Genomic DNA, 22217 nt, shown 5'->3' on the forward strand with positions numbered 1-22217 from the left:
GGCCCGCTTCGACGCGCGCCCGCGGCCCTGACAGAAGAGGTAGCGCATGTCCTCCCTCGCACCACACCGTCGCCGCGTCATCGCGGCGACCGCGGGCCTCGCAGCCACCGCTCTCGTCCTGACCGCCTGCTCGGGCGGCAACGACGACGAGGGCGGCGACGCCGGCAGCACCTCCGCCGCAGGCGCGCTGACCATCGGGACCACCGACAAGGTCACCACGCTGGATCCGGCCGGCTCGTACGACAACGGCTCGTTCGCCGTGCAGAACCAGGTCTTCCCGTTCCTCATGAACACGCCCTACGGCAGCCCCGACGTCGAGCCCGACATCGCGGTCTCCGCCGAGTTCACCGCGCCCACCGAGTACACGGTGACGCTCAAGCCGGACCTGAAGTGGGCCAACGGCAACGACCTGACGGCGTCGGACGTGAAGTTCACGTTCGACCGCCAGGTGGCGATCGCGGCCGACAACGGCCCGTCGTCGCTGCTGTACAACCTGGAGAGCGTGGACGCCGTCGACGACACCACGGTGGTCTTCCACCTGAAGTCGGAGAACGACCAGATCTTCCCGCAGATCCTGTCCAGCCCCGCGGGCCCGATCGTCGACGAGGAGGTCTTCTCGGCCACCGAGCTGACCCCCGACAACGAGATCGTCGACGGCAACGCCTTCGGTGGTCAGTACACGATCACGAGCTACGCCTTCAACGAGCTGATCTCCTACGAGGCCAACCCCGACTACGCGGGTGTCCTGCCCCCGGCCGAGACCGCCGAGGTCAACGTCAAGTACTACGCGGACTCGTCGAACCTCAAGCTGGACATCCAGGAGGGCAACATCGACGTCGCGTTCCGCAGCCTCTCGGCCACGGACATCGCCGACCTCAAGACCAGCGACAACGTCAAGGTCGTCGACGGTCCCGGCGGGGAGATCCGCTACATCACGTTCAACTTCGACACGCAGCCGTTCGGCACCAAGGCCGACGGCGCCGACCCGGCGAAGGCCCTCGCGGTCCGCCAGGCCGTGGCCCACCTGATCGACCGGGCACCGCTGTCGGAGCAGGTCTACAAGGGCACCTACACGCCCCTGTACTCCTACGTGCCGGACGGCTTGACCGGCGCCACCGAGTCCCTGAAGGGTCTCTACGGCGACGGCGACGGCGGCCCCGACGCCGCCAAGGCGAAGGCCACCCTGGAGGCGGCCGGCGTCACCACCCCCGTCGCGCTGAGCCTGCAGTACTCGAACGACCACTACGGTCCGTCGTCGGCCGACGAGTACGCGCTGATCAAGGACCAGCTGGAGAAGGACGGCCTCTTCGCGGTCGACCTGCAGACCACGGAGTGGGTGCAGTACTCCAAGGACCGCACCGCCGACGTCTACCCCGCGTACCAGCTCGGCTGGTTCCCGGACTACTCGGACGCCGACAACTACCTGACGCCGTTCTTCCTCACGGAGAACTTCCTCGGGAACCACTACGACAACACGACGGTGAACGACATGATCCTCGAGCAGGCGACGACGGCCGACCCCGCCGCCCGCACGGGCCTCATCGAGGACATCCAGGACGCCGTGGCGCAGGACCTCTCCACGGTCCCGTACCTGCAGGGCGCCCAGGTGGCCGTCGTCGGCAAGGACGTGACGGGCACCGAGGACACCCTCGACGCGTCGTTCAAGTTCCGCTACGGCGCGCTCGCCAACGGCTGATCGCGTACAGCAGGCCGACGGTCCCGTCCCCCAGCACACTCGGGGGGCGGGGCCGTCCGGCACGTCCGTACGGCACGTCATCGACAAGGCAGGAACCCATGACCTCCACCACCACCGGAGCGCCCACCGGCGTCGCGCCGCCGGAGCCCACCACGCCGGCGACCCCGGCCGCGAAGAGCAGGCGATCGGGGGGACACCTCGGCAGCTACCTGCTGGTGCGGTTCCTGCTGATCTTCCCCACGATCTTCATCCTGGTCACCACCGTCTTCGTCCTCATGCGGGCGACGGGTGACCCCATCACCGCGTCGCTGGGTGGCCGCCTGACGCGCGCCCAGCTGGACGAGCGGATCGCCGAGGCGGGCTACGACCGGCCGATCCTCGTGCAGTACCTCGAGTACCTGGGCAACATCTTCCGCGGCGACTTCGGCACGACCATCTCGGACAACCGCCCGGTCACCGAGGTCGTCATGACCTACGGCGCGGCGACCCTCGAGCTGGCGTTCTACGCGCTGCTCGTCGCGCTCCTCGTCGGCATCCCGCTCGGCCGCATCGCCGCGGCCCGCCGGGACAAGGGGGTCGACGCGTCGCTGCGCATCACCGGGATCCTGGCCTACGCGACGCCCGTGTTCTTCGCCGGCATCCTGCTCAAGCTGATCTTCTCGGTGTGGCTGGGCTGGCTCCCCGTCGCCGGACGCGCCTCGACCGACGCGCAGATCGAGATCCAGCGCAACGGCGCCGGCACGGGCCTGTTCATCGTCGACGCGATCGCCACCGGCGACCCGGCGGTGGTCCTCGACGTGCTCGAGCACGCGATCCTGCCCGCCCTCGCGCTCGGGCTGCTGACCGGCGGCATCTTCCTGCGGCTGGTCCGCACCAACGTCATCGGCACGCTGTCCACCGGGTACGTCGAGGCGGCCCGGTCCCGCGGCGTCAACGAGCGCCGCCTGCTGCGCCAGCACGCCTGGCGCCCCGCGCTCGTCCCGATCATCACCGTGATCGGCCTCCAGGTCGCGCTGCTGCTGTCCGGCGCCGTCCTGACCGAGAAGACCTTCGAGTGGAAGGGCCTCGGCTTCCAGCTGGTCCAGTACCTGCTGGCCCGCGACTTCGTCGCCGTGCAGGGCCTGGTGGTCCTGCTCGCCGTGGTGGTGGCGCTGACGAACTTCGTCGTCGACGTCATCGCCGCGCTCGTCGACCCGAGGATCAGGTACTGACATGACTGACACATCCCTTCCCGAGGTCGGGCTCGCCGTCGCGCACGCCGCCCCGCCGACGCCCGAGCACACCTCGCTCTGGAAGCGCCTGCCCGTCGTGCGCCACGTCCGCACGAGCGTCGGCCTGCAGCGCACGATGCTGGTCACCGGCCTCGTCCTGGTCCTCGTCTTCGTCGTCACGGCCGTGTTCGCGCCGCTGCTGGCGCCCTACGGGTACGCGCAGCTGAGCTCCGGTGACGTGAACTTCGGCTCGCAGCAGCCGCCCTCGGCCGAGAACCTGCTGGGCACCACGGTCGGCGGCTACGACGTGCTGTCCCGCACCATCTGGGGCGCCCGGCCGGCGATCCTCGTGATCATCGTCGCGGTCACGCTCTCGATCTTCGCGGGCGTCGCGCTCGGGCTGGTGTCGGGCTACTTCGGCGGCTGGGTCGACCGGGTGCTCGTCGTCATCGCCGACGCGCTCTTCGCGTTCCCGTCCCTGCTGCTCGCCATCGTCGTGGCCATCGTGATCAGCGGCGGTCAGTCCTCGATGTGGGGCGGGGTCATGGCCGCGGCCATCTCGCTCAGCGTCGTGATGATCCCGCAGTACTTCCGCGTGGTGCGCGCCGAGGTGGTGCGCGTCAAGGCCGAGGCGTTCGTGGAGTCCGCCCGCGTGATCGGCGCGGGCCACCTGCGGATCATGGGCCGCCACGTCCTGCGCAACTCGACGCGGACCCTGCCGTTGATCCTCACGCTCAACTGCTCCGAGGCCGTGCTCACGCTGGCGGGCCTCGGCTTCCTCGGGTTCGGCATCGAGCCGACCGCAGCGGCGGACTGGGGCTACGACCTGTCGAAGTCGCTGTCCGACGTGACCAGCGGCATCTGGTGGACCGCGGTGCCCCCGGGCGTCGCCATCGTGCTCACCGTGCTGGGAGCCACCCTCGTCGGCGAGTCGCTCAACGACCTCGCCGACCCGCGCCTGCGCACCCGCCGGGCCGCCAAGGCCGCCGCCCTGAGCCCGGTCACGGCCGTGCCCGGCGGCGTCGCCACCGACCGCGTCCCCGGTGTCGAGAGCATCGACGAGCTCGAGGGACCTTCCGACCTGTTCGACGAGAACGGACCTCGCTCATGACCAACGTCGTCGACATCACCGACCTGCGCGTCTCGTTCGCCACCGACTCCGGCACCGTCCGGGCGGTCGAGGGCGTCACGCTCCAGGTCGCCGCCGGGGAGGTGCTCGCGATCGTCGGCGAGTCCGGCTCCGGCAAGACGGTCACCGCCCGCACGATCCTGGGCCTGCTGCCCGAGACCGCGCTGACCAGCGGCGCGGTGCTGCTCACCCGCAAGGACGGGTCCGCCACGCACGACATCGTCACGCTGCGCGGCAACGACCTGCGCGACGTGCGGGGCCGGGACGCCGCGATGGTCTTCCAGGAGCCGTCCACCGCGCTCAACCCGGTCTTCCCGGTCGGCTGGCAGATCGCCGAGGGCCTCAAGGCGCACAGCAGGATCTCCGACAAGGACGCCCGCGCCCGCGCCATCGAGATCCTGCGGCTGGTCGGCATCCCGGACCCCGAGCACCGCGTCGACCACTACCCGCACCAGTTCTCGGGCGGCCAGAAGCAGCGCATCGTCATCGCCCAGGCGCTGGTCCTCGACCCGGGCCTGATCATCGCCGACGAGCCGACCACGGCCCTGGACGTCACCGTCCAGGCCGAGATCCTCGACCTGCTGCGCAGCCTCCCCCGGGACTTCGGCTCCGCGATCGTGCTGATCACGCACAACATGGGGGTCGTCGCGGACCTGGCCGACCGGGTGGCGGTCATGTTCAACGGCGAGATCGTCGAGCAGGCCGAGGTCCGCACCCTGTTCTCGTCCCCGCAGCACCCCTACACGCAGCGGCTGCTGGACGCCGTTCCGCGGGTCGGCGGGCGGCGGCTGCGGGACCGCGTGCGCGTGGCCGACGAGCTCGAGCCGATGGCGGTCGACGAGTCGGCGACGCCGGTCGTCGAGGCGTCCGACCTGCGGATCGTCTACCCGGGCCGCCTGCGGCAGCCCGCGTTCACGGCCGTCGACGGCGTGAACCTGGCGATCCGGCCCGGCGAGGTGCTCGGCCTGGTGGGCGAGTCGGGCAGCGGCAAGACGACGATCGGCCGGGCCATCGCCGGGCTGACGCCCGTGAGCGGGGGGTCGCTGAAGGTCCACGGCGTCGAGATGCTCGACGTCAAGGAGAAGGTCTTCCGCCCGGTCCGCAAGCGCATCGGGTTCGTCTTCCAGGACCCCGCGACCAGCTTCAACCCGCTGCTCACCATCGCGCAGTGCGTCGCGGAGCCCATGGTCGTGCACGGTCTCGCCCCGAACCCGGACGAGGCCCGCCCGCGGGTCGACGAGCTCATGGAGGCCGTCCAGCTGCCCAAGGCGTTCGGCGACCGGTTCCCGCACGAGCTGTCGGGCGGGCAGCGGCAGCGCGCCAGCCTGGCCCGGGCCCTCATCCTGGGCCCGGAGCTGCTCATCGCCGACGAGCCGACGAGCGCGCTCGACGTCTCCGTGCAGGCCCGGGTGCTCGACCTGTTCGCCCGCCTGCAGGCCGAGCTGGGCTTCGCGTGCCTGTTCATCAGCCACGACCTGGCCGTCGTCGACCTGCTGGCGCACCGGATCGCGGTCCTGCACCGTGGCGTGCTGGTGGAGGAGGGCACGGGCGACGAGGTGCTGGGCGCACCGAAGCACCCGTACACCCAGCGCCTGCTGGCGTCCCTGCCGGTGCCGGACCCGGTGGAGCAGGCGGCCCGCCGTGAGACGTGGAGGAACCTGCGCGCGCACGGGTGAACGTCGGGCCGGTTCACCCCCGGGTGGACCGGCCCGCTCCTAGCGTGGCGGGGTGCCCCCCGCTGACCAGCAGGTTCGCTCGCGCCCGGTGCGCGTGCTCGCGGTCCTTGCTGCCCTCGCGACGATCCCGCTCTGGGCACCCCCGGGTCACGTCACCACCGCCGACGGAGTCTTCATGGTCGCGGCGGCGGTGCCCCCCGGGGTCACCGCCGTGCGCGTGTCCGCCGTGGTGGCCGTCGTGCTGCTCGGAGGGCTGACGTGGTGGCGCGGCCGGCGGGTCGCCGCGTTCTACGCGGTCCCGGCCCTGGCCCTGACCTGGGTCTGGTGGCGCACGGAGGGCGGCGGCAGCTACCTGGTCGCCATGACCGGCTCCGCCGGCCAGGACCCGCCACCCGCGTTCACGTCCCCGTGGTTCGCGGTCTCGGTCGCGCTGTCCCTGCTGGTGGTCCTCACGTGGACGCTCGCGGTGCTGGGGGTCGTCCCACGCCGAGCCGCGCCGGGTGCTCGCCACCAGGAACCTGCGGAGAGCCCGTGACCAGCTCCTCGCCGCCCCGCGTCGCCGACCGCGTCGCGCGCGTCCTCGCGGCATCCGCCGGACTCCTGGCGGTCGTCGCTGCCCTCCTCGTCGACGGCAGCCAGGCCCCGAGCCTGGTCCTCGTCGTCGCCCTGGCGGCCGTCGTCGTGCGGCGTCGCCCGTCCGCCGCCCGTCTGAGCCTGCTCCTCGGGATCCCCGCGGTGCTCCTGACCAGCTGGTGGTGGTCCCGGCCGGCGTCGACCGCCTGGTTCGCCTACGCCCCGGAGGAGGCGCCGGCGCCTCCCGGGCACGGCGTCATCGGGATCGTCGTCCCCGTCCTGCTCGTGAACCTCTGGGCCCTGGCGGGGATCGGGCTGGTCGCCACCGCGGAGGACGCGAGCACGCGTGTCCCGGTCCGCGTCCTCGCCGTCGGGGCCGCCGTGCTCACCGTCCCGATCTGGGTGTCGTCCCTGGGCGGTCCGTATGTGCTTCTCCCCACCCAGCCGACGGCGTCCGCGGCCGTGCGGACCGTCTCCCTGGTCCTCGTGCTGGTCATCGGCGCCCTGGTGCTGACCGACCGTCGGCGGCCGTCCCCGTGGGCCGCCGCCTTCGTGGTGCCCGCGACCTTGCTGACCTGGGTCGGGTGGCAGTCCTCGTGGGCGGTCGCCTACGGCGGTGGTGGCGGCGCGCCGTCGTTCGCGGCCGCTGCGCTGCCGGACCTCCTCCTGCTTCCCGCCGCGACGGCACCGCTGGCGTCGGTGCTCCTCGTCGCGTTGCTGGCGTGCCTCTCCGTCGTGGGCACCCGCGCCTTGACGCAGGACCTCGCGCGGTACGTCCCCCCGCCCGCCGCGACCACCTAGCCCCGCGCGACCTGCAGGTCGCCCCGCGCGTCGGCGCATGCCTCGCGCCTGGCCGTGTAGCGGTCGTAGAGCGTGACGACGAGGGCGACCACGTACGCGAACAGCAGCACGTCGCCGACCGACACCAGTCCTCGTTGACCGGTCGCGAACGCCGCGAAGACGAGCATCGCGACCACGCTGATGACCGTGTTGACCACCACCTCGACCGCCAGCGACGCGCGCGCCCGCCACAGCGCCAGCGCCGCGTGGACCAGCACCGTCCCCGCCACGACGAGCACCACCACGGACAGCCGCCCCTCCGTCAGCGGGTACGACTCGAACAGGACCGCCGTGACCAGACCCGCCAGCGCGACCTTCTCGGCCAGGTGCCCGACCCCCCGCGGCGCGACGGCCACGGGACCGCGCGGCACCCAGCCGACCCGCCGGGCCACCGCGTCCGCGTCGACCGTGAACGGCCAGTCCGCGGGCGGGAGCCGCCGGACCACCCGTCGGCCGACGACGACGAGCACCACCGCGAGAACCGCGAGCACACCCCAGACCCACGGGTACGCGTCGACCAGCTCCCCGAACTCGTCGGTGAAGTCGAGCTGCGCGACGTGGATCCACCACTCCTGCGGCAGCTTGATGACGACCCAGATCAGGCCCGCCGTCCAGAGGAACGCCGCCCGGCTCAGGCGGGCGGCGTCCCAGCGCGTCCGGACCACCTCGATCGCGATGACGAAGTACTCGAACGTGTTCGGGAACACCATGAGCAGCCAGCGGGCGTCGGTGAGCTCGAACAGCAGCACCCCCACCAGCCGGTAGTACCAGAGGAACGCCGCCACCCCCACCGCGAACGGGTTGCGCCAGTTCCGCAGCACCGACAGGTACGCGATGGTCAGGTAGTAGATGTCCAGGGCCTTGTCGTACGACTGGTAGTTGTCGAGCGGCAGCCCGGTGAACGCGGCGAAGATCGACTTGTCGACGCCGTCGATGACCAGCGCCGCGAGGATGGCCGGCAGCGGGAACCGCGGGATGAACAGCGGCACCACGAGCCGGAGCCCCACCACCAGCACGAACACCGCCCAGTCGACCGTGCCCGCGTCCGTCATACGCGCACTGTAGGGGCGGGCGGGGTCAGTCCCGACGAAGTTCCAGGGTGACCTCGCCCGTCCCGGCCGGCACGGTCACGCCCTGAGCCGCCCGGTCGCCCATCGGCTCGACCTGCACCGCCCACGGCGCGCTCGTGCCCCGCGCCTCCACCCGGACCTGCTGACCGGTGCGCGTCACCACGAACGTCGCGGTCGGCTGCTCGCCGACCGCGGGCACGGTGGTGACCGACCGGTGGCCCTCGGGCAGGTCGAAGTGGCGCAGCGTGACGCCGTCGGCCCAGTCGTAGTCCGGCCGGTCGGTGCGGGCCCCCTGCGCCAGCACCGTGCCCGGCCGGACGTACAGCGGCACGGAGTCGAAGCCGTGCCGCTCGCGGACCCAGCGCGGGCCGCTGACCTGTGCACCGCTGAGCAGGGACGTCCACGTGCCTGCGGGCACGTAGACGTCCACGTCGCCCGCGGCGGTGAACACGGGAGCGACCAGCAGGTCGGGCCCGAGCATGTACTGGGTGTCGACGGTCGCCGCGCCGGGGTCGTCGGGGAACTCCAGCACCATCGGCCGCATCACCGGGACCCCCTCCTGGTGGGCCTCGACGCCGGCCGCCGCCAGGTACGGCATGAGCTGGTGCTTCAGCGTCGTGAACCTCCGCGTCACCTCGACGGCTTCCTCGTCGAACGCCCACGGCACCCGGTAGGAGCTGGAGCCGTGCAGGCGGCTGTGCGACGACAGCAGCCCGAACGCCAGCCACCGCTTGAACACCGCCGGGTCCGGCGTCCCCTCGAACCCGCCGATGTCGTGGCTCCAGAAGCCGAAGCCCGACGACGCCAGCGACAGCCCGCCGCGCAGCGACTCCGCCATCGAGACGAACGTCGACTCGCAGTCGCCGCCCCAGTGCACCGGGAACTGCTGGCCGCCCGCCGTCGCGGACCGCGCGAACAGCACGGCCTCGCCGGGACCGAGCTCGTCCTCCAGCAGGTCGAAGACCGCGCGGTTGTAGAGCTGCGTGTAGTAGTTGTGCATCCGCTCCGGGTCGGAGCCGTCGTGCCACACGACGTCCGTCGGGATCCGCTCCCCGAAGTCGGTCTTGAAGGCGTCCACGCCCTGGCCGACGAGCCGGCGCAGGTGCCCCTGGTACCAGGCGACCGCGGCCGGGTTCGTGAAGTCGACGAGCCCCATGCCGGCCTGCCACAGGTCGGTCTGCCAGACCGACCCGTCGGCGCGCCTCACCAGGAAGCCCCCGGCACGGCCCTCCTCGAAGAGGGCGGAGCGCTGCGCGATGTACGGGTTGATCCAGACGCAGATCTTCAGGCCCTTGGCCTTGAGCCGGTCGAGCATCCCCTGCGGGTCCGGGAAGGTGGCGGGGTCCCACGTGAAGTCGGTCCAGTGGTACGCCCGCATCCAGAAGCAGTCGAAGTGGAAGACGCTCAGCGGGAGGTCCCGGTCGGCCATCCCGTCCACGAAGGACGTGACGGTCTCCTCGTCGTAGCTGGTGGTGAACGAGGTCGAGAGCCAGAGCCCGTACGACCACGCGGGCGGCAGCGCCGGGCGGCCCGTCAGGGCGGTGTAGCGCCGCAGCACGTCCTTGGGCGTCGGCCCGTGGATCACGTAGTACTGCAGCGACTCGCCCGGGACGGAGAACTGCGTCCGGCTGACCACCTCGGAGCCGACCTCGAACGAGACGCGGCCGGGGTGGTCGACGAACACGCCGTAGCCCGCGTCGGACAGGTAGAACGGCACGTTCTTGTATGCCTGCTCGCTGGCCGTGCCGCCGTCGGCGTTCCAGATGTCGACCGACTGGCCGTTCTTCACGAAGGCGCCGAACCGCTCCCCCAGCCCGTAGACGTGCTCGCGGACCCCGAGCGTCAGCTGCTCGTGGACGTACGTGCGGCCTGCCGCGTCGGTGGCGATCCCCACCGACCGCGGCGTGGACGAGGTGAGCACCCGGCCGTCCGCCTCGAACGTCACGTCCCACGGCCCCCCCGTGCCGATCCGGGCGCTCAGGCCACCGGACCGGAGCGTGACGGACCCGGCCTCCGGACCGGTCACCTTGACGTCCGCCGGGCCCGTGGCCACGTCGAAGTGCGGGCCCCGGTCGACGCCACCGCTGTGGTGCTCGATGCGCACCCGGATCACGTCGTCCATCGGGCTGTCGAACGCCACGGAGACCAGCGGACGGTTGAGGGAGTCGCCGCGGCGGCGCTGCGGCGCGGTCGGGGCGTAGACCCGCACCTCGGCGTCCCCCACGACGACGTCGGCCACGTCACGCGGGTGCAGGACACTCATGCCCGGCAGGGTCTGCCAGTAGCCGTCGGTGAACTTCATCGTCGTCCTCTCGGTCCTGCGGGATCGTTCCTCCGCCGCGGTCCGGCCCCTCGTCGGGCCGGTGCCCAGGGGAGCGCACATCGTCGAAGCGCTTCGCCTGCGAGGAGCCTACGGCACGGCCGACGTCCCGCCCAGCGCCTGCGCACCGTCGGCCGCCACCTCGCCAGAAAAGCGCTCATGAATGCGCCCGAGCGTCATTCTTCCTCGCGCCCCGACCGAGGGCGCTAACCTTGCGCGATGGCGACCATCGGCGATGTGGCCCGGGCGGCCGGGGTGTCCCTGTCGACCGTGAGCTACGTGATCAGCGGCAAGCGACCGATCTCGCAGCCCACCCGGGAGCGGGTCGAGCGGGCGATCCGCGAGCTCGCGTTCCACCCGCACGCCGGCGCCCAGGCGCTCGCGTCGGCGCGGAGCAACGTCATCGCGCTGATGGTGCCGTTCCGGCCGGGGATCAACGTCGCGATCATCATGGAGTTCGTCGCCGGCGTGGTCACCGCGGCCCGGGCGTTCGACCACGACGTGCTGCTGCTCACCCAGGAGGACATCCAGGAGATCGACCGCGTGGCCGCGCGGTCGCTCGCGGACGCCGTCATCGTCATGGACGTCGAGTCCGAGGACCCGCGCCTGCCGTCCCTGCGCGCCCTGGACCGGCCTGCGGTGCTGATCGGCGTGCCCGAGGACACCTCGGGCCTGGCCTGCGTCGACCTCGACTTCGCCGCCGCGGGCCGGCTGGCCACTCGCACCCTCATCGATGCAGGTCACCGCCGAGTGGCGCTCATCGGCGCATCCCGGGAGCGGTTCGAGCGGAGAGCCAACTACGCGGTCCGCATGCGCGACGGGGTCGTCGAGCAGGCCGCCCGCAGCGGGCTCGAGGTGCACGTCCTGCCGTGCGAGCCCACCTACGCGGGCGGCGTCGACGCGGTCGACCAGCTCCTCGCGGAGGACCCCGGCGTCACCGGCCTGGTCGTGCACAACGAGGCAGCGCTGGCCGGCGTGGTGGACGCCCTGGACCGTGCCGGCCGGCCGGTCCCGGCCGGGATGTCGGTGGTCGCCATCAACGCCGCGAACATCGCGGAGGGCCTGCGGCACCCGGTGGACTCGATCACCGTGCCGGGCCACGACATCGGCGGGATCGCCGTACAGATGGCGATGGCCCGGCTGCAGCAGGACAGCCCCGGGGAGACCCGGCTGGTGGCGCCCACGCTCACGCCGCACGGCAGCGTCGCACCGCCCCGCTGACCTGCGCTCACGCTCGGCGCCCCTTCGGGATCCGTATATCGAAGCGCTTCGAAATCACCACTGCCGAGCTGACGCACCCACGCTCCCGCGCCAGAAACAATTCCGGCGCACGTGTTGACAGGCAGCCCGGACGAGGCACACGATGGCGCGCATCAGTCATCGAAGCGCTTCGCTTCGCGGGGTCCCCCGATCCCGGCACCGGTACCACGTCAAGGGAGATGTGAAACATGCGTTCGAGAGTGTTCGCCGCCACCAGCGCCCTGGTCGCCGCAGGCGCGCTGCTCGCCGGCTGCTCCGGCGGCAGCTCCTCCGGCTCCGAGGACGAGGCCGCCGACGGGCCCGTCACGCTCGAGTACTGGGCGTGGGGAACGGCGCAGGACCCGATGGTCGACGCCTGGAACAAGGCCCACCCCGACATCCAGGTGAAGCACACCGACGCCGGCGGCGGCAGCGACTCCTCCGCCAAGCTGCTCACCGCCACCCGGGCCGACAACGCGCCCGACGTGGCCGTCGTCGAGTACCAGACGCTGCCCGCGATGATCGTCGGAGACGTCGCCGCCGACATCACCGAGTACGTCGACGACGACCTGAAGTCGAGCTTCACGGACGCGACCTGGGGCCTGACGACGTTCAACGACGCCATCTACGGCGTGCCGCAGGACGTCGGCCCCATGGCGTTCGTCTACAACCAGGCCCGGCTCGACGAGCTCGGCGTCCCGGTGCCGACCACGTGGGCCGAGTTCAAGACTGCCGCAGCCGCGGTCCGTGCCGCCGACCCCAACGCCTACCTGGCGACGTTCAACACCTCCGAGTTCGGCTTCTTCGCCGGCATGGCGCAGCAGGCAGGTGCGCAGTGGTGGTCCGTCGACGGCGACCAGTGGACCGTCGGCATCGACGACGAGGCGTCGCAGGAGGTCGCCGACTACTGGCAGGACCTCATCGACAACGACCTGATCAAGGTCGAGGACCTGCTCACCCCGCAGTGGAACCAGGAGGTCAACGCTGGCCAGGTGCTGTCGTGGCCGTCCGCGCTGTGGGCACCCGGCGTCATCTACGGCGTCGCCGAGGGCATGGCGGGCCAGTGGGCCATGGCGCCGCTGCCGCAGTGGACCCCCGGTGACACCGCAGTGGCCTACCAGGGCGGCTCGGCCGTCGTCGTGACGACCTCCTCCAAGCACCCGAAGGAGGCCGCCGAGTTCGCGGCCTGGATCAACTCCACCGACGAGGGCGCCGCCATCCAGCTCGAGACGGGCCAGTACCCGGCCTCGACCCTGGGCCAGACGAAGGCGGAGACCTCCGCGCCGCCGCTCCTCATGCCGCAGCAGACCGACTTCTGGGAGCTCGCCTCGACGATCGCCGCGGACACGATCCCGAACATCTCGTGGGGCCCGAACGTCAACGTCGCCCAGTCGGCGTTCCAGGACGCGATGGCGAAGGCCGTGCAGAACGGGACACCACTGCGGGAGGCCCTCACGGAGACCCAGAAGGTCGTCGTCGAGGACATGAAGACCACCGGGTTCGACGTCAGCGAATGAGGACGGTCGCGGCCGGGGCGTCCACGGGGCGCCCCGGCCGGGCCTGCCGGCGGAGAGGGACATGACAACCACGACGACCATGCCGACGACCACGTCGACCGGCGGCACCACCAGGACGAGAAGCCGACGGCGCTCGCCGATCGCCCCGTACGTGTTCGTCGCGCCGGCGGTCGTGCTGTACCTCGCGTTCCTGCTCGTGCCGATGCTCTACTCGGTCTACCTCAGCTTCCGCGGCCTGCGGCTCGTCGAGGGCGGCGCCTTCGGCAAGCGGCAGGAGGTGTTCATCGGGCTCGGCAACTACGTCTCGGCGATCACCGACCGCGACTTCCTGGCCGGCTTCGGGCGGCTCGCCGTCTACGGCGCGATCGCCGTGCCGCTCACCCTGGGCCTCGCGCTCGTGTTCGCGCTGCTGCTCGACCTCGGGGCGACCCGGGCCAAGCGGTTCTCCCGGACGGCCATCTTCATCCCGTACGCGGTCCCGGGTGTCGTCGCGACGCTCATGTGGGGCTTCATGTACCTGCCGCTGACCAGTCCGTTCTCGTACGTGACGGAGCAGCTGGGCTGGGGGACGATCCCCTTCCTGGAGAACCCCGAGATCTTCGGCTCGATCGCCAACATCGCGATCTGGGGCGGCGTCGGGTTCAACATGATCATCATCTACACGTCCCTGCGGGGCATCCCGTCCGAGCTGTACGACGCGGCCCGCATCGACGGTGCGAACGAGTGGCAGATCGCGTGGCGGGTGAAGGTGCCGCTGGTGACCCCGGCGCTGGTCCTCACCGGACTGTTCGCGCTCATCGGCACGCTGCAGGTCTACGGCGAGCCCACCACGCTGCGGCCCATGACGAGCGCGATCTCCCAGACCTGGGTGCCGCTCATGACGATCTACCGCGACGCCTTCGTCCGCGACGACCTGCCCCGCGCGGCCGCCGGCTCGGTGTTCCTCGCCGTGTGCACCGTCGCCCTGTCCGTGATCCTCCTGCGGCTGACGCAGAAGCGCGCCTTCGGAGAGAGCTGATGTCCCAGCCCACCCTCGCGCACGACACCGTGCGCACCCCGTTCCTGTCCAAGGCGCTGCCGACCGCCGTCATCCTGGTCGGCGCGATCTACTGCCTCGTGCCCGTGGCGTGGGTGATCGTCGCCTCCACCAAGTCGCGCTCCGAGCTCTTCACCACGTTCACGTTCGCGCCCGGCAGCGGCCTGGTGGACAACCTGAAGGACCTGTTCGCGTACGGCGGCGGCCAGTACGGCAGCTGGGCGCTGAACAGCCTGCTGTACGCCGGCGTGGGGTCGGTCCTGTCGGTCATCGTCTCGGCGATGGCGGGCTACGGCCTGGCCAAGTACCAGTTCCGTGGCCGGAACCTGGTGTTCTACGCGATCCTGGCGGGCGTCCTGATCCCCGGCATCACGCTGGCGATCCCGCAGTACCTGCTGATGTCCAAGCTCGGCTTCGCCGGGTCGTACGCGTCGGTGCTGCTGCCGATGATCGTCTCGCCGTTCGGCATCTACCTCTGCCGCGTGTTCGCGACCGCGGCCGTGCCGGTGGAGACCATCGAGGCCGCCCGTCTCGACGGCGCCGGCGAGGCCCGGATCTTCACGAACATCGGGATCCCGATGATGCTGCCGGGCATGGTGACCGTCTTCATGCTGCAGTTCGTCGGCATCTGGAACAACTTCCTGCTGCCGTTCATCATGCTGTCCGACCAGAACAAGTACCCGATCACCGTCGGGCTCTACACGCTGCTGTCCAAGGGCTCCGGGGAGCCGGCGCTGTACAGCATCGCGATCATCGGCGCCGCCGTGTCGATCATCCCGCTCGTCGCGCTGCTGCTCTTCCTGCAGCGGTTCTGGAGGCTGGACCTCATCAGCGGCGGGCTCAAGGGATGAGCGCCTCACCCGACCCGGCCGGGCGCAGGAGGATCGCCCCCGGTGTGGAGGTCAGCGTGCTCACGGTGGGTGCCTCGGCGCTGGGCAGCCCGCGCGTCGACGACCCCACGGCGCAGGCCACGATCACCGCGGCCCTGACCGGTCCGCTCGCCGCGCTCGACACCGGCAACAACTACGGCCGCTCCGAGGAGCGCATCGGCGCCGTGCTGCGCGCCCTCGGAGGCGTCCCGGCGGGGCACGTGGTGGTGACCAAGGTCGACCCGGCTCCCGGCGACGACGACTTCTCCGGCGACCGCGTCCGCCGCTCCGTCGACGAGAGCCTCGCCCGGCTGGGGGTCGACCACCTGCCGCTGGTCCACCTGCACGACCCGGAGCGCATCTCCTTCGCCGCCGCGACCGCTCCCGGCGGCCCGCTGGAGGCGCTGCTCGCGCTCCGGGACGAGGGCGTGGTCGGGCTCGTCGGCGTCGCCGGCGGACCCGCCGCGATGATGGAGCGCTTCGTGCGCCTCGGGGTGTTCGACGCCGCCGTGACGCACAACCGGCTCACCCTGCTGGACCGGTCCGCCGACGCGTTGCTCGACGCGGCCGTCGAGCACGGCGTGGCGGTCTTCAACGCCGCGCCGTACGGCGGCGGCATCCTCGCCCGCGAGCCGCAGGAGGGCGTCGCCCTCACGTACGCGTACCGCCCGGCGACGCCCGAGCACGTCGCGGCGCGGACCGCGATCGGCCAGGCCTGCGCCCGGCACGGCGTCCCCGTGGCCGCGGCGGCACTCCAGCTGTCCACGCGTGACCCCCGCATCGTCTCGACGATCGTCGGTGCGACCCGCCCGCAGCAGATCGACGACGCGCTCGCCTGGGCGCGGCACCCCGTCCCCGCCGACCTGTGGGACGAGCTCGCGACGCTGGTCCCCGACCAGCGTGTGGCTCGGACCCGACGGTCGATGACGCTCTCGCACCACCAGGAGATCCGATGACCCGCACGCCCTTCGCCCCCGACCGGTTCTGGTTCGGCGGCGACTACAACCCCGAGCAGTGGCCGCGCGAGGTCTGGGCGCAGGACGTCGAGCTCATGCAGCGCGCCGGCGTGAACACCGCGACCATCGGCGTCTTCTCCTGGGCCCTCCTCGAGCCCGAGGAGGGCCGGTACGACCTGGGCTGGCTCGACGACGTCGTCGAGCTGCTCCACGCCGGCGGCATCGGCGTCGTCCTCGCCACGCCGACCGCCTCCCCGCCACCGTGGTTCACCGCCGCGCACCCGGACGCCCTCCCGGTCCTCGCGGACGGCACCCGGCTGTGGCACGGCAGCCGCGACACCTACTGCGTGTGCGCCCCGGCCTACCGCGAGGCGTCCCGGTCGATCGCGCGCGTCCTGGCCGAGCGCTACGGCGACCACCCGGCGCTGCGGGCGTGGCACGTGCACAACGAGTACGGCACGTACTGCTGGTGCGACCACGTCGCGGCCGCCTTCCGGGTCTGGCTGGAGGACAGGTACGGGACGCTCGACGCCCTCAACGCGGCGTGGTGGACCACGTTCTGGAGCCAGCACTACGAGTCCTGGGAGCAGGTCGTCCCGCCGCGGGCGACGCAGTACCTGCACAACCCGACGCAGTCCGTGGACTTCCGGCGCTTCTTCTCCGACGAGATGCTCGACGCGTACCGCGAGCAGCGCGCCGAGATCCGCGCAGCCGGCTCGTCCGCGCCGATCACGACGAACTTCATGCTGCCCACCTGGAACCACCTCGAGCAGTGGAGCTGGTCCGCGGAGCTCGACGTGCCGTCCGTCGACCACTACCTCGACACGACAGGCCCGGACGGGGAGGCGCACGTCGCCTACGGCTCGGACCTCACCCGGTCGTGGGCGGACGGCGGGCCGTGGCTGCTGATGGAGCAGTCGATGAGCTCGATCTCGACCGGCGGACGGATCACCTTCAAGGACCCGGCGCGGGCGGTCCGCAACTCGCTCGGCTACGTCGCGCGCGGCGCGCAGTCGTCGCTCTTCTTCCAGTGGCGGGCGTCGGCCGGGGGCTCCGAGGCGTGGCACGGCGCGATGGTTCCGCACGCCGGCGCCGACTCCGCGACGTTCCGCGCGGTGTGCGAGCTCGGCTCGGTCCTCGACTCGATCGCCGAGGTGACCCGCCCGCCGGCCGACGGTCGGCTGACGAGCAGCGAGATCGCCGTCTGGTGGCACGCCGAGGGCTGGTGGGCGCTGGAGAACCGCAGCCTCCCGTCGGACCACCTCACCTACCCCGACGCCGTGCGGTCCGTGCACCGTGCGGCCTGGCACGCGGGCCTGGAGGTCGACTTCACCCGTCCCGGCGCCGACCTGTCGGACTACCGCGTGCTGCTCGTCCCGAGCATGTTCGCCCTCGACGACGCAGCCGTCCGTTCCCTCGAGGAGTTCGTCGCGGGTGGCGGGCACGTCGTCGTCTGGCCGTTCAGCGGCATCGCCGACGAGAACCTGCACGTCGTCACGGGCGGCTACCCGGGACGGCTGCGCGACCTGGTCGGGCTGCGGGTGGAGCACCTGGCGCCGCTCGCGGCCGACGAGAGCGTGGTCCTGGACGACGGCTCGACCGGCACGGTGTGGTCCGAGCTGGTGCAGCCCGACGACGCCACCGTGCTCCGTCGGTACCGCGGTGGCGACCTGGACGGCTCCCCTGCGGTGACCCGAGCCGCGCGCGGCACGGGGACGGTCACCTACGTCTCGACGCACCTCGACCTGACGGCGACCCGTGCCCTGCTGGAGGACGTCGCGGCTGCGGCGGGCGTCGCCCCGGTGGTGGCCGACCGCCCCGCCTCCGTCGAGGTGGTCCGGCGCCGTGGCGCCGAGCACGACTACCTGTTCGTCCTCAACCACGGCGAGCGCGCGGCGTGCGTCACCGGTCCGGGCGTCGACCTGGTGGCCGGCGGCCGGACCGACGACGGCGTGACCGTGGCGGCCGGTGGGTACCTGGTCCTGCGCGAGGACGAGGACGCCACGTGGGACGTCACGACGACGGGCTGACCGCGGTCAGCCCGTCCGGGCGATCACGATCAGCAGCATCGTCACCAGGAAGCCGGTCACCAGGTTCAGCCAGAGGAACCGTCGCCAGCCGGTGTTCGCGCGCTCGCAGTCCTCGTCGCGCACGGACCAGAACTGCGCGGTGCTGATCGCGTACGGGATCGGCAGCACCGCCGTGAGCGTCCCCGGCCACGGCACCACGAGCAGCACGGCCGCCGCCAGGACGTAGAGGACGGTGGCGGCGACCACCGTGGGGTGCGCCCCGAGCGCGGTCGCCACGGACGCGATCCCGCCCTCGCGGTCCGCCCGGACGTCCTGCACGGCGCCGAACGCGTGCGACGCCATCCCCCACAGCACGAACGCGACGAGCACCGGCCAGGTCGTCGACGCGCCGAGGTCCGCATCCACGAGGACGAGCGCGTAGAGCAGCGGGCCGACGAAGTGCATCGCGGACGTCAGCGAGTCCAGGACCGGGCGCTCCTTGAAGCGCAGCACGGGCGCCGAGTACGCGACCACGAGGAACAGGACCAGCGCAAGGGTCGCGTTGGCCGCGGCGTCGCCGACGAGCAGCAGGTAGACCACGAACGGCACCGTCGTGACCAGGCACGCCCACAGGATCCGGCGGTGCACCTCACGCGCCCGGGCGGGCTCCACGAGGCCGCCCTCGATCCCGCCCTTGCGAGGGTTGCGCAGGTCGGAGGCGTAGTCGAAGACGTCGTTGATGCCGTACATCAGCAGGTTGTACGGGCCGAGGAAGAACAGCGTGCCGACGACGAACGTGAGGTCGACCCGCCCGCCGGTGGCCAGCAGGTAGCCGGCCGCGTACGGGTACGCCGTGTTGATCCAGGAGAACGGCCGGGACGCGGCGAGGACCTCTCTCACGCGGCGTCCTTCCGGGCCTTCCGGCGCCCCAGGACCGTCCACAGCACCGGCATCCCCACCGCGGCGGCGATCGCGTAGGCGAAGTCCTCGAGCGGGGCGCCCCAGACGTAGACGCCCAGGATCTTGTCCGGGTCGAAGACGTACAGGTCCGCCGCGATCATCAGGGTGTCGAACACCGCCGTGAGGGCGCAGAGGATCAGCACCGTCAGCAGGATCGGCACCGGACGCAGCCGCCGCAGGACCGGCCACGAGACCGCCCCCAGCACCGCCAGGACGATCACGTTGAGCACGATGTTGGTCATGCGGGCTCCCCGCGCCACCGGTCCAGCGCGCGCCAGGACAGCAGGGCCGTGTAGCAGAGCAGCGCCAGGAAGAACGCCTCCTCGACGGGCAGCTCCGGGGCCAGCAGGAGCCCGGTCATGTGCGGGGAGTCGCCGCGAGCGAAGATGCCGAGCACCAGCCCCAGCCCGTCCCACAGCAGGAACGCGACGACGCCGATCCCCACGGTCAGCGCGGCGCGGCGCGGCGCGGACCAGAACGCCAGCCGGAACCGGCGGTCCAGCACGGCGAGGCCGCCCAGCGACAGCAGCAGGGCGCCGAGGTACAGAAAGCTCATCCGACCGACTCGCTCCAGACCCCGCGAGGCCGCGCGGCCGCGAGGTAGCCCGGGCGCAGCGGGGCGGGGAGGGGTCGCGACGACGTCTCCCCGAGCATCCGCTTGACCACGAGCTCGGCACTGATCAGGCACATCGGCAGTCCCACACCCGGGATCGTGCCACCTCCGACGTGCAGGACGTTCGGGACGCGCGACGACGCGTCGCCCGGCCGGAACATCGCGCTCTGCCGCAGGGTGTGCTCCATGCCCAGCGCGGTGCCGCGCCACGCGGAGAAGTCGCGGGCGAAGTCGGCGGGCGCGACCACGCGGCGGGTCACCACGCGGTCGCGGAGCCCGGGGATGCCCGCCCAGTCCGCGATCTGGTCGAGGTACCGGTCGGCGTGCCGCTCGACGGCGTCACGGTCCCCCGCGCCCAGCGACGCGTCGGCGGGGAACGGGACCAGGACGAAGAGGTTCTCGTGCCCGGGCGGCGCCGCTGTCGGGTCGCTGGCGGAGGTCCGCGAGACGTACATCGACGCGGTCTCGGGGATCCGCAGCCCGTCCGGGGGCGTCGACCGGCCGGTCCCCAGGATGTCCTCGAAGTTGCCCGGCCAGTCGCGCGTGAAGAACAGCGAGTGGTGCGCCAGCTCGGGCAGCTCCCCGCGCACGCCGGCCAGGACCAGCAGCGCCGAGATCCCCGGCCCCCGGTCCTCCCACCACGGCTCGGGCAGCTCCCGGTGCGAGCCGAGCAGCGCGGTCTCGGTGTGGTGCCGGTCCGCCGCGGACACCACGACGTCGGCCGGCACGAACGTCCCGTCGGTCAGCCGGACGCCACGGGCCTTTCCTGACCTGCGCGGATGCCGGAGCGAGGGGCCGGCGTCGTCGATCTCGACGGCGGCCACGTCGGCACCCGTGCGGACCTCGACGCCCTCCTTGCGCGCGATGCGCTCGAGCGCCTCGATGATCGTGTACATCCCACCGCGAGGGAAACGTACGCCGTCGACGAGGTCGAGGTGGCTCATCAGCGAGTACAGCGCCGGCACCCGGTACGGCGAGGACCCCAGGAACACGGCGTGGTACCCGAGCACCTGCCGGAGCACCGGGTCCGTCACCGTCGCGGCGACCTTGTCCGCGAGCGTCCCGGTCAGCAGGCCCGCAAGCGTCCCCGACTGCCGGGCGACGTCGAGCGACAGCAGCCGGTCCGGCCGCGCGAACGTCGTGTAGAGGAACGAGTCGAGCGCGGTCCGGTACGCCCGCGTCGAGTCCTCCGTGTACCGGCGGATCGCGTCCCCGGCCCCGGGCTCACGCTGCTCGAAGGTCGCCCAGTTGGTCTCGGCGTCACCGACGACGTCGAACGGCTCCGACGGCCCGTCGCCCACCGGCTCCGGGAACAGCCGGTACGCGGGGTCCAGCCGCTCCAGCTCGACGTGGTCCTCGATCCGCTCGCCCAGCAGGGCGAACGCGTGCTCGAACACCTCGGGCATAAAGTACCAGGAGGGCCCGGTGTCGAACCGGAACCCGTCGACCGACAGCGTCCCGGCCCGCCCGCCCAGCTGGTCGTGGCGTTCCAGCAGGGTCACCAGGGCACCACCTCGGGCCAGCAGGGCGGCGGTGGTGAGCCCGGCGATGCCGCCCCCGACGACGACGACGCGTCCGGGTGTCATGCGTCGAGGCGTCCTGGGTCGTCAGCCCTGCCCGCCCGGGCCTCGGCCAGCACCGACTCGCCCACCACCAGCAGCTTGACCGGCGCGGGCAGCCGCACCCGCCCGACCAGCAGGTCCTGGGGCGCGCGCGTCGCGATCTCGTCCAGCAGCCGCTGGTAGAGGGCGAGCGTGGCGCCGACCGCGTAGCGCGCGCGCCGCGGCAGGCTCGGCACCGCCGCCCGAGCCGCCTCCACGTCGTCGGTGATCTCCCGCAGGATCGCAGCCAGCTGCGCGTCGTCCAGGTGGCCCGGGACGGTGCCCGGGAAGTACGTCCGGCCCAGCTCCTCGGTGTCCGCACCCAGGTCGCGCAGGAAGTTGATCTTCTGGAACGCCGCACCGAGCGCCCGTGCACCGCGCACCTGCACCTGGTCGGGCTCCCGCACCGGCTCCCCGGGCCGGCGGTCCTCGTTGAGGAAGGCGCGGACGCACATCAGGCCCACCACCTCGGCCGAGCCGTAGACGTAGGCCTCGTAGCTGGCCCGGTCGTGCTCGCGCACCGTCAGGTCCGCACGCATCGACGCGAAGAACGGCCCGGTCTCCGCGGCGCTGATGCCGACGCGTCGCGCCGTCCGCGCGAACGCGTGCACCACCAGGTTCGTCGAGTACCCCGTCCGCAGCGCGCGGGCGGTCTGCTCCTCGAGCTCGTCCAGCTCCGCACCCGCGTCGTCGCCGCGGTAGGTGTCGACGACCTCGTCGGCCAGCCGCACCAGCGCGTAGATCGCGCGGATGTCCTCCTGGCCGCGCCGCCCGAGCAGCCGCGTGCCCAGGCCGAACGACGTGGAGTAGGCCGCCAGGACGCCGGCGCTCGTGCGCGCTGCCGTGCTGTCGTACAACCGGAGCGCCCGGTCGCGGGCTGACCGCAGTTCCGTCATCGACTC

The 22217-nt window shown here is 72.1% G+C and carries 19 protein-coding genes; 12 read left to right on the forward strand and 7 right to left on the reverse strand.

Features of this window, described 5'->3' with window-relative positions; all coding sequences use genetic code 11:
- Positions 1 to 46: 46 nt before the first annotated feature.
- The 6 genes from CXY01_RS03675 to CXY01_RS03700 all read left to right on the forward strand — a co-directional run bounded on the left by CXY01_RS03675 (position 47) and on the right by CXY01_RS03700 (position 7086).
- The gene (locus tag CXY01_RS03675; protein ID WP_146925713.1) at positions 47 to 1696 is read left to right on the forward strand and encodes an ABC transporter substrate-binding protein; all 1650 of its coding nucleotides are present in this window, start codon (positions 47 to 49) and stop codon (positions 1694 to 1696) included.
- Between the two features lie 98 nt (positions 1697 to 1794).
- On the forward strand, positions 1795 to 2907 hold the full coding sequence (locus tag CXY01_RS03680; protein WP_146925714.1) for an ABC transporter permease: 1113 nt from the start codon (positions 1795 to 1797) through the stop codon (positions 2905 to 2907).
- A 1-nt stretch (position 2908) separates the two neighbouring features.
- Complete coding sequence (locus CXY01_RS03685) at positions 2909 to 4018, forward strand: ABC transporter permease (RefSeq protein WP_146925715.1); 1110 nt, start codon at positions 2909 to 2911, stop codon at positions 4016 to 4018.
- Positions 4015 to 5712, forward strand: a complete 1698-nt coding sequence (locus tag CXY01_RS03690) for an ABC transporter ATP-binding protein (protein WP_146925716.1) — start codon at positions 4015 to 4017, stop codon at positions 5710 to 5712. The genes CXY01_RS03685 and CXY01_RS03690 overlap by 4 nt, the downstream gene beginning before the upstream one ends.
- A 52-nt stretch (positions 5713 to 5764) precedes the next feature.
- Positions 5765 to 6247, forward strand: a complete 483-nt coding sequence (locus tag CXY01_RS03695) for a hypothetical protein (RefSeq protein ID WP_146925717.1) — start codon at positions 5765 to 5767, stop codon at positions 6245 to 6247.
- Positions 6244 to 7086 (forward strand): hypothetical protein, encoded by an 843-nt coding sequence (locus CXY01_RS03700; protein WP_146925718.1) that lies wholly within the window; start codon positions 6244 to 6246, stop codon positions 7084 to 7086. Before CXY01_RS03695 ends, CXY01_RS03700 begins: the two co-directional genes overlap by 4 nt.
- Here CXY01_RS03700 and CXY01_RS03705 read toward each other — a convergent pair.
- Together CXY01_RS03705 and yicI are read right to left on the reverse strand one after the other, a co-directional pair.
- Complete coding sequence (locus CXY01_RS03705) at positions 7083 to 8177, reverse strand: hypothetical protein (RefSeq protein WP_146925719.1); 1095 nt, start codon at positions 8175 to 8177, stop codon at positions 7083 to 7085. The two genes, CXY01_RS03700 and CXY01_RS03705, sit on opposite strands and share 4 nt — an antisense overlap.
- A gap of 25 nt (positions 8178 to 8202) precedes the next feature.
- The gene (yicI, locus tag CXY01_RS03710) at positions 8203 to 10497 is read right to left on the reverse strand and encodes an alpha-xylosidase (protein WP_146925720.1); all 2295 of its coding nucleotides are present in this window, start codon (positions 10495 to 10497) and stop codon (positions 8203 to 8205) included.
- A 237-nt stretch (positions 10498 to 10734) separates the two neighbouring features.
- Between yicI and CXY01_RS03715 the strand changes: the two genes are divergently transcribed.
- From CXY01_RS03715 to CXY01_RS03740, 6 genes are all read left to right on the forward strand, one after another.
- Positions 10735 to 11736: a LacI family DNA-binding transcriptional regulator gene (locus CXY01_RS03715; RefSeq protein WP_146925721.1), complete on the forward strand. Its 1002-nt coding sequence runs from the start codon at positions 10735 to 10737 to the stop codon at positions 11734 to 11736.
- Positions 11737 to 11963: 227 nt separating this feature from the next.
- Entirely contained in the window at positions 11964 to 13271 is a 1308-nt protein-coding gene (locus tag CXY01_RS03720; protein ID WP_146925722.1) for an ABC transporter substrate-binding protein, read from the forward strand.
- Positions 13272 to 13332: 61 nt separating this feature from the next.
- A complete protein-coding gene (locus tag CXY01_RS03725) occupies positions 13333 to 14289 on the forward strand; it encodes a carbohydrate ABC transporter permease (RefSeq protein WP_146925723.1) in 957 nt (318 codons plus the stop codon).
- Positions 14289 to 15158 carry a carbohydrate ABC transporter permease gene (locus CXY01_RS03730; RefSeq protein WP_146925724.1) on the forward strand — a complete coding sequence of 290 codons (870 nt, stop codon included), beginning with the start codon at positions 14289 to 14291 and terminating at the stop codon, positions 15156 to 15158. The genes CXY01_RS03725 and CXY01_RS03730 overlap by 1 nt, the downstream gene beginning before the upstream one ends.
- A complete protein-coding gene (locus tag CXY01_RS03735) occupies positions 15155 to 16132 on the forward strand; it encodes an aldo/keto reductase (protein WP_146925725.1) in 978 nt (325 codons plus the stop codon). Before CXY01_RS03730 ends, CXY01_RS03735 begins: the two co-directional genes overlap by 4 nt.
- Complete coding sequence (locus CXY01_RS03740; protein WP_146925726.1) at positions 16129 to 18162, forward strand: beta-galactosidase; 2034 nt, start codon at positions 16129 to 16131, stop codon at positions 18160 to 18162. Before CXY01_RS03735 ends, CXY01_RS03740 begins: the two co-directional genes overlap by 4 nt.
- Positions 18163 to 18168: 6 nt before the next feature.
- Here CXY01_RS03740 and CXY01_RS03745 read toward each other — a convergent pair whose 3' ends face one another.
- Genes CXY01_RS03745 through CXY01_RS03765 form a run of 5 tightly spaced genes read right to left on the reverse strand, consistent with a single transcriptional unit; the run spans position 18169 to position 22211 of the window.
- Positions 18169 to 19041, reverse strand: coding sequence for a prenyltransferase (locus CXY01_RS03745; RefSeq protein ID WP_146925727.1), 873 nt, complete (start codon positions 19039 to 19041; stop codon positions 18169 to 18171).
- Positions 19038 to 19343: a lycopene cyclase domain-containing protein gene (locus tag CXY01_RS03750; RefSeq protein WP_146925728.1), complete on the reverse strand. Its 306-nt coding sequence runs from the start codon at positions 19341 to 19343 to the stop codon at positions 19038 to 19040. The genes CXY01_RS03745 and CXY01_RS03750 overlap by 4 nt, the downstream gene beginning before the upstream one ends.
- Positions 19340 to 19657 (reverse strand): lycopene cyclase domain-containing protein, encoded by a 318-nt coding sequence (locus CXY01_RS03755; protein ID WP_146925729.1) that lies wholly within the window; start codon positions 19655 to 19657, stop codon positions 19340 to 19342. Before CXY01_RS03755 ends, CXY01_RS03750 begins: the two co-directional genes overlap by 4 nt.
- Positions 19654 to 21300 carry a phytoene desaturase family protein gene (gene crtI / locus CXY01_RS03760; RefSeq protein WP_146925730.1) on the reverse strand — a complete coding sequence of 549 codons (1647 nt, stop codon included), beginning with the start codon at positions 21298 to 21300 and terminating at the stop codon, positions 19654 to 19656. Before crtI ends, CXY01_RS03755 begins: the two co-directional genes overlap by 4 nt.
- Entirely contained in the window at positions 21297 to 22211 is a 915-nt protein-coding gene (locus CXY01_RS03765) for a phytoene/squalene synthase family protein (RefSeq protein ID WP_146925731.1), read from the reverse strand. Before CXY01_RS03765 ends, crtI begins: the two co-directional genes overlap by 4 nt.
- Positions 22212 to 22217 lie beyond the last annotated feature (6 nt).

Source organism: Cellulomonas xylanilytica (genome assembly GCF_007989805.1).
GTDB lineage: Bacteria > Actinomycetota > Actinomycetes > Actinomycetales > Cellulomonadaceae > Cellulomonas > Cellulomonas xylanilytica.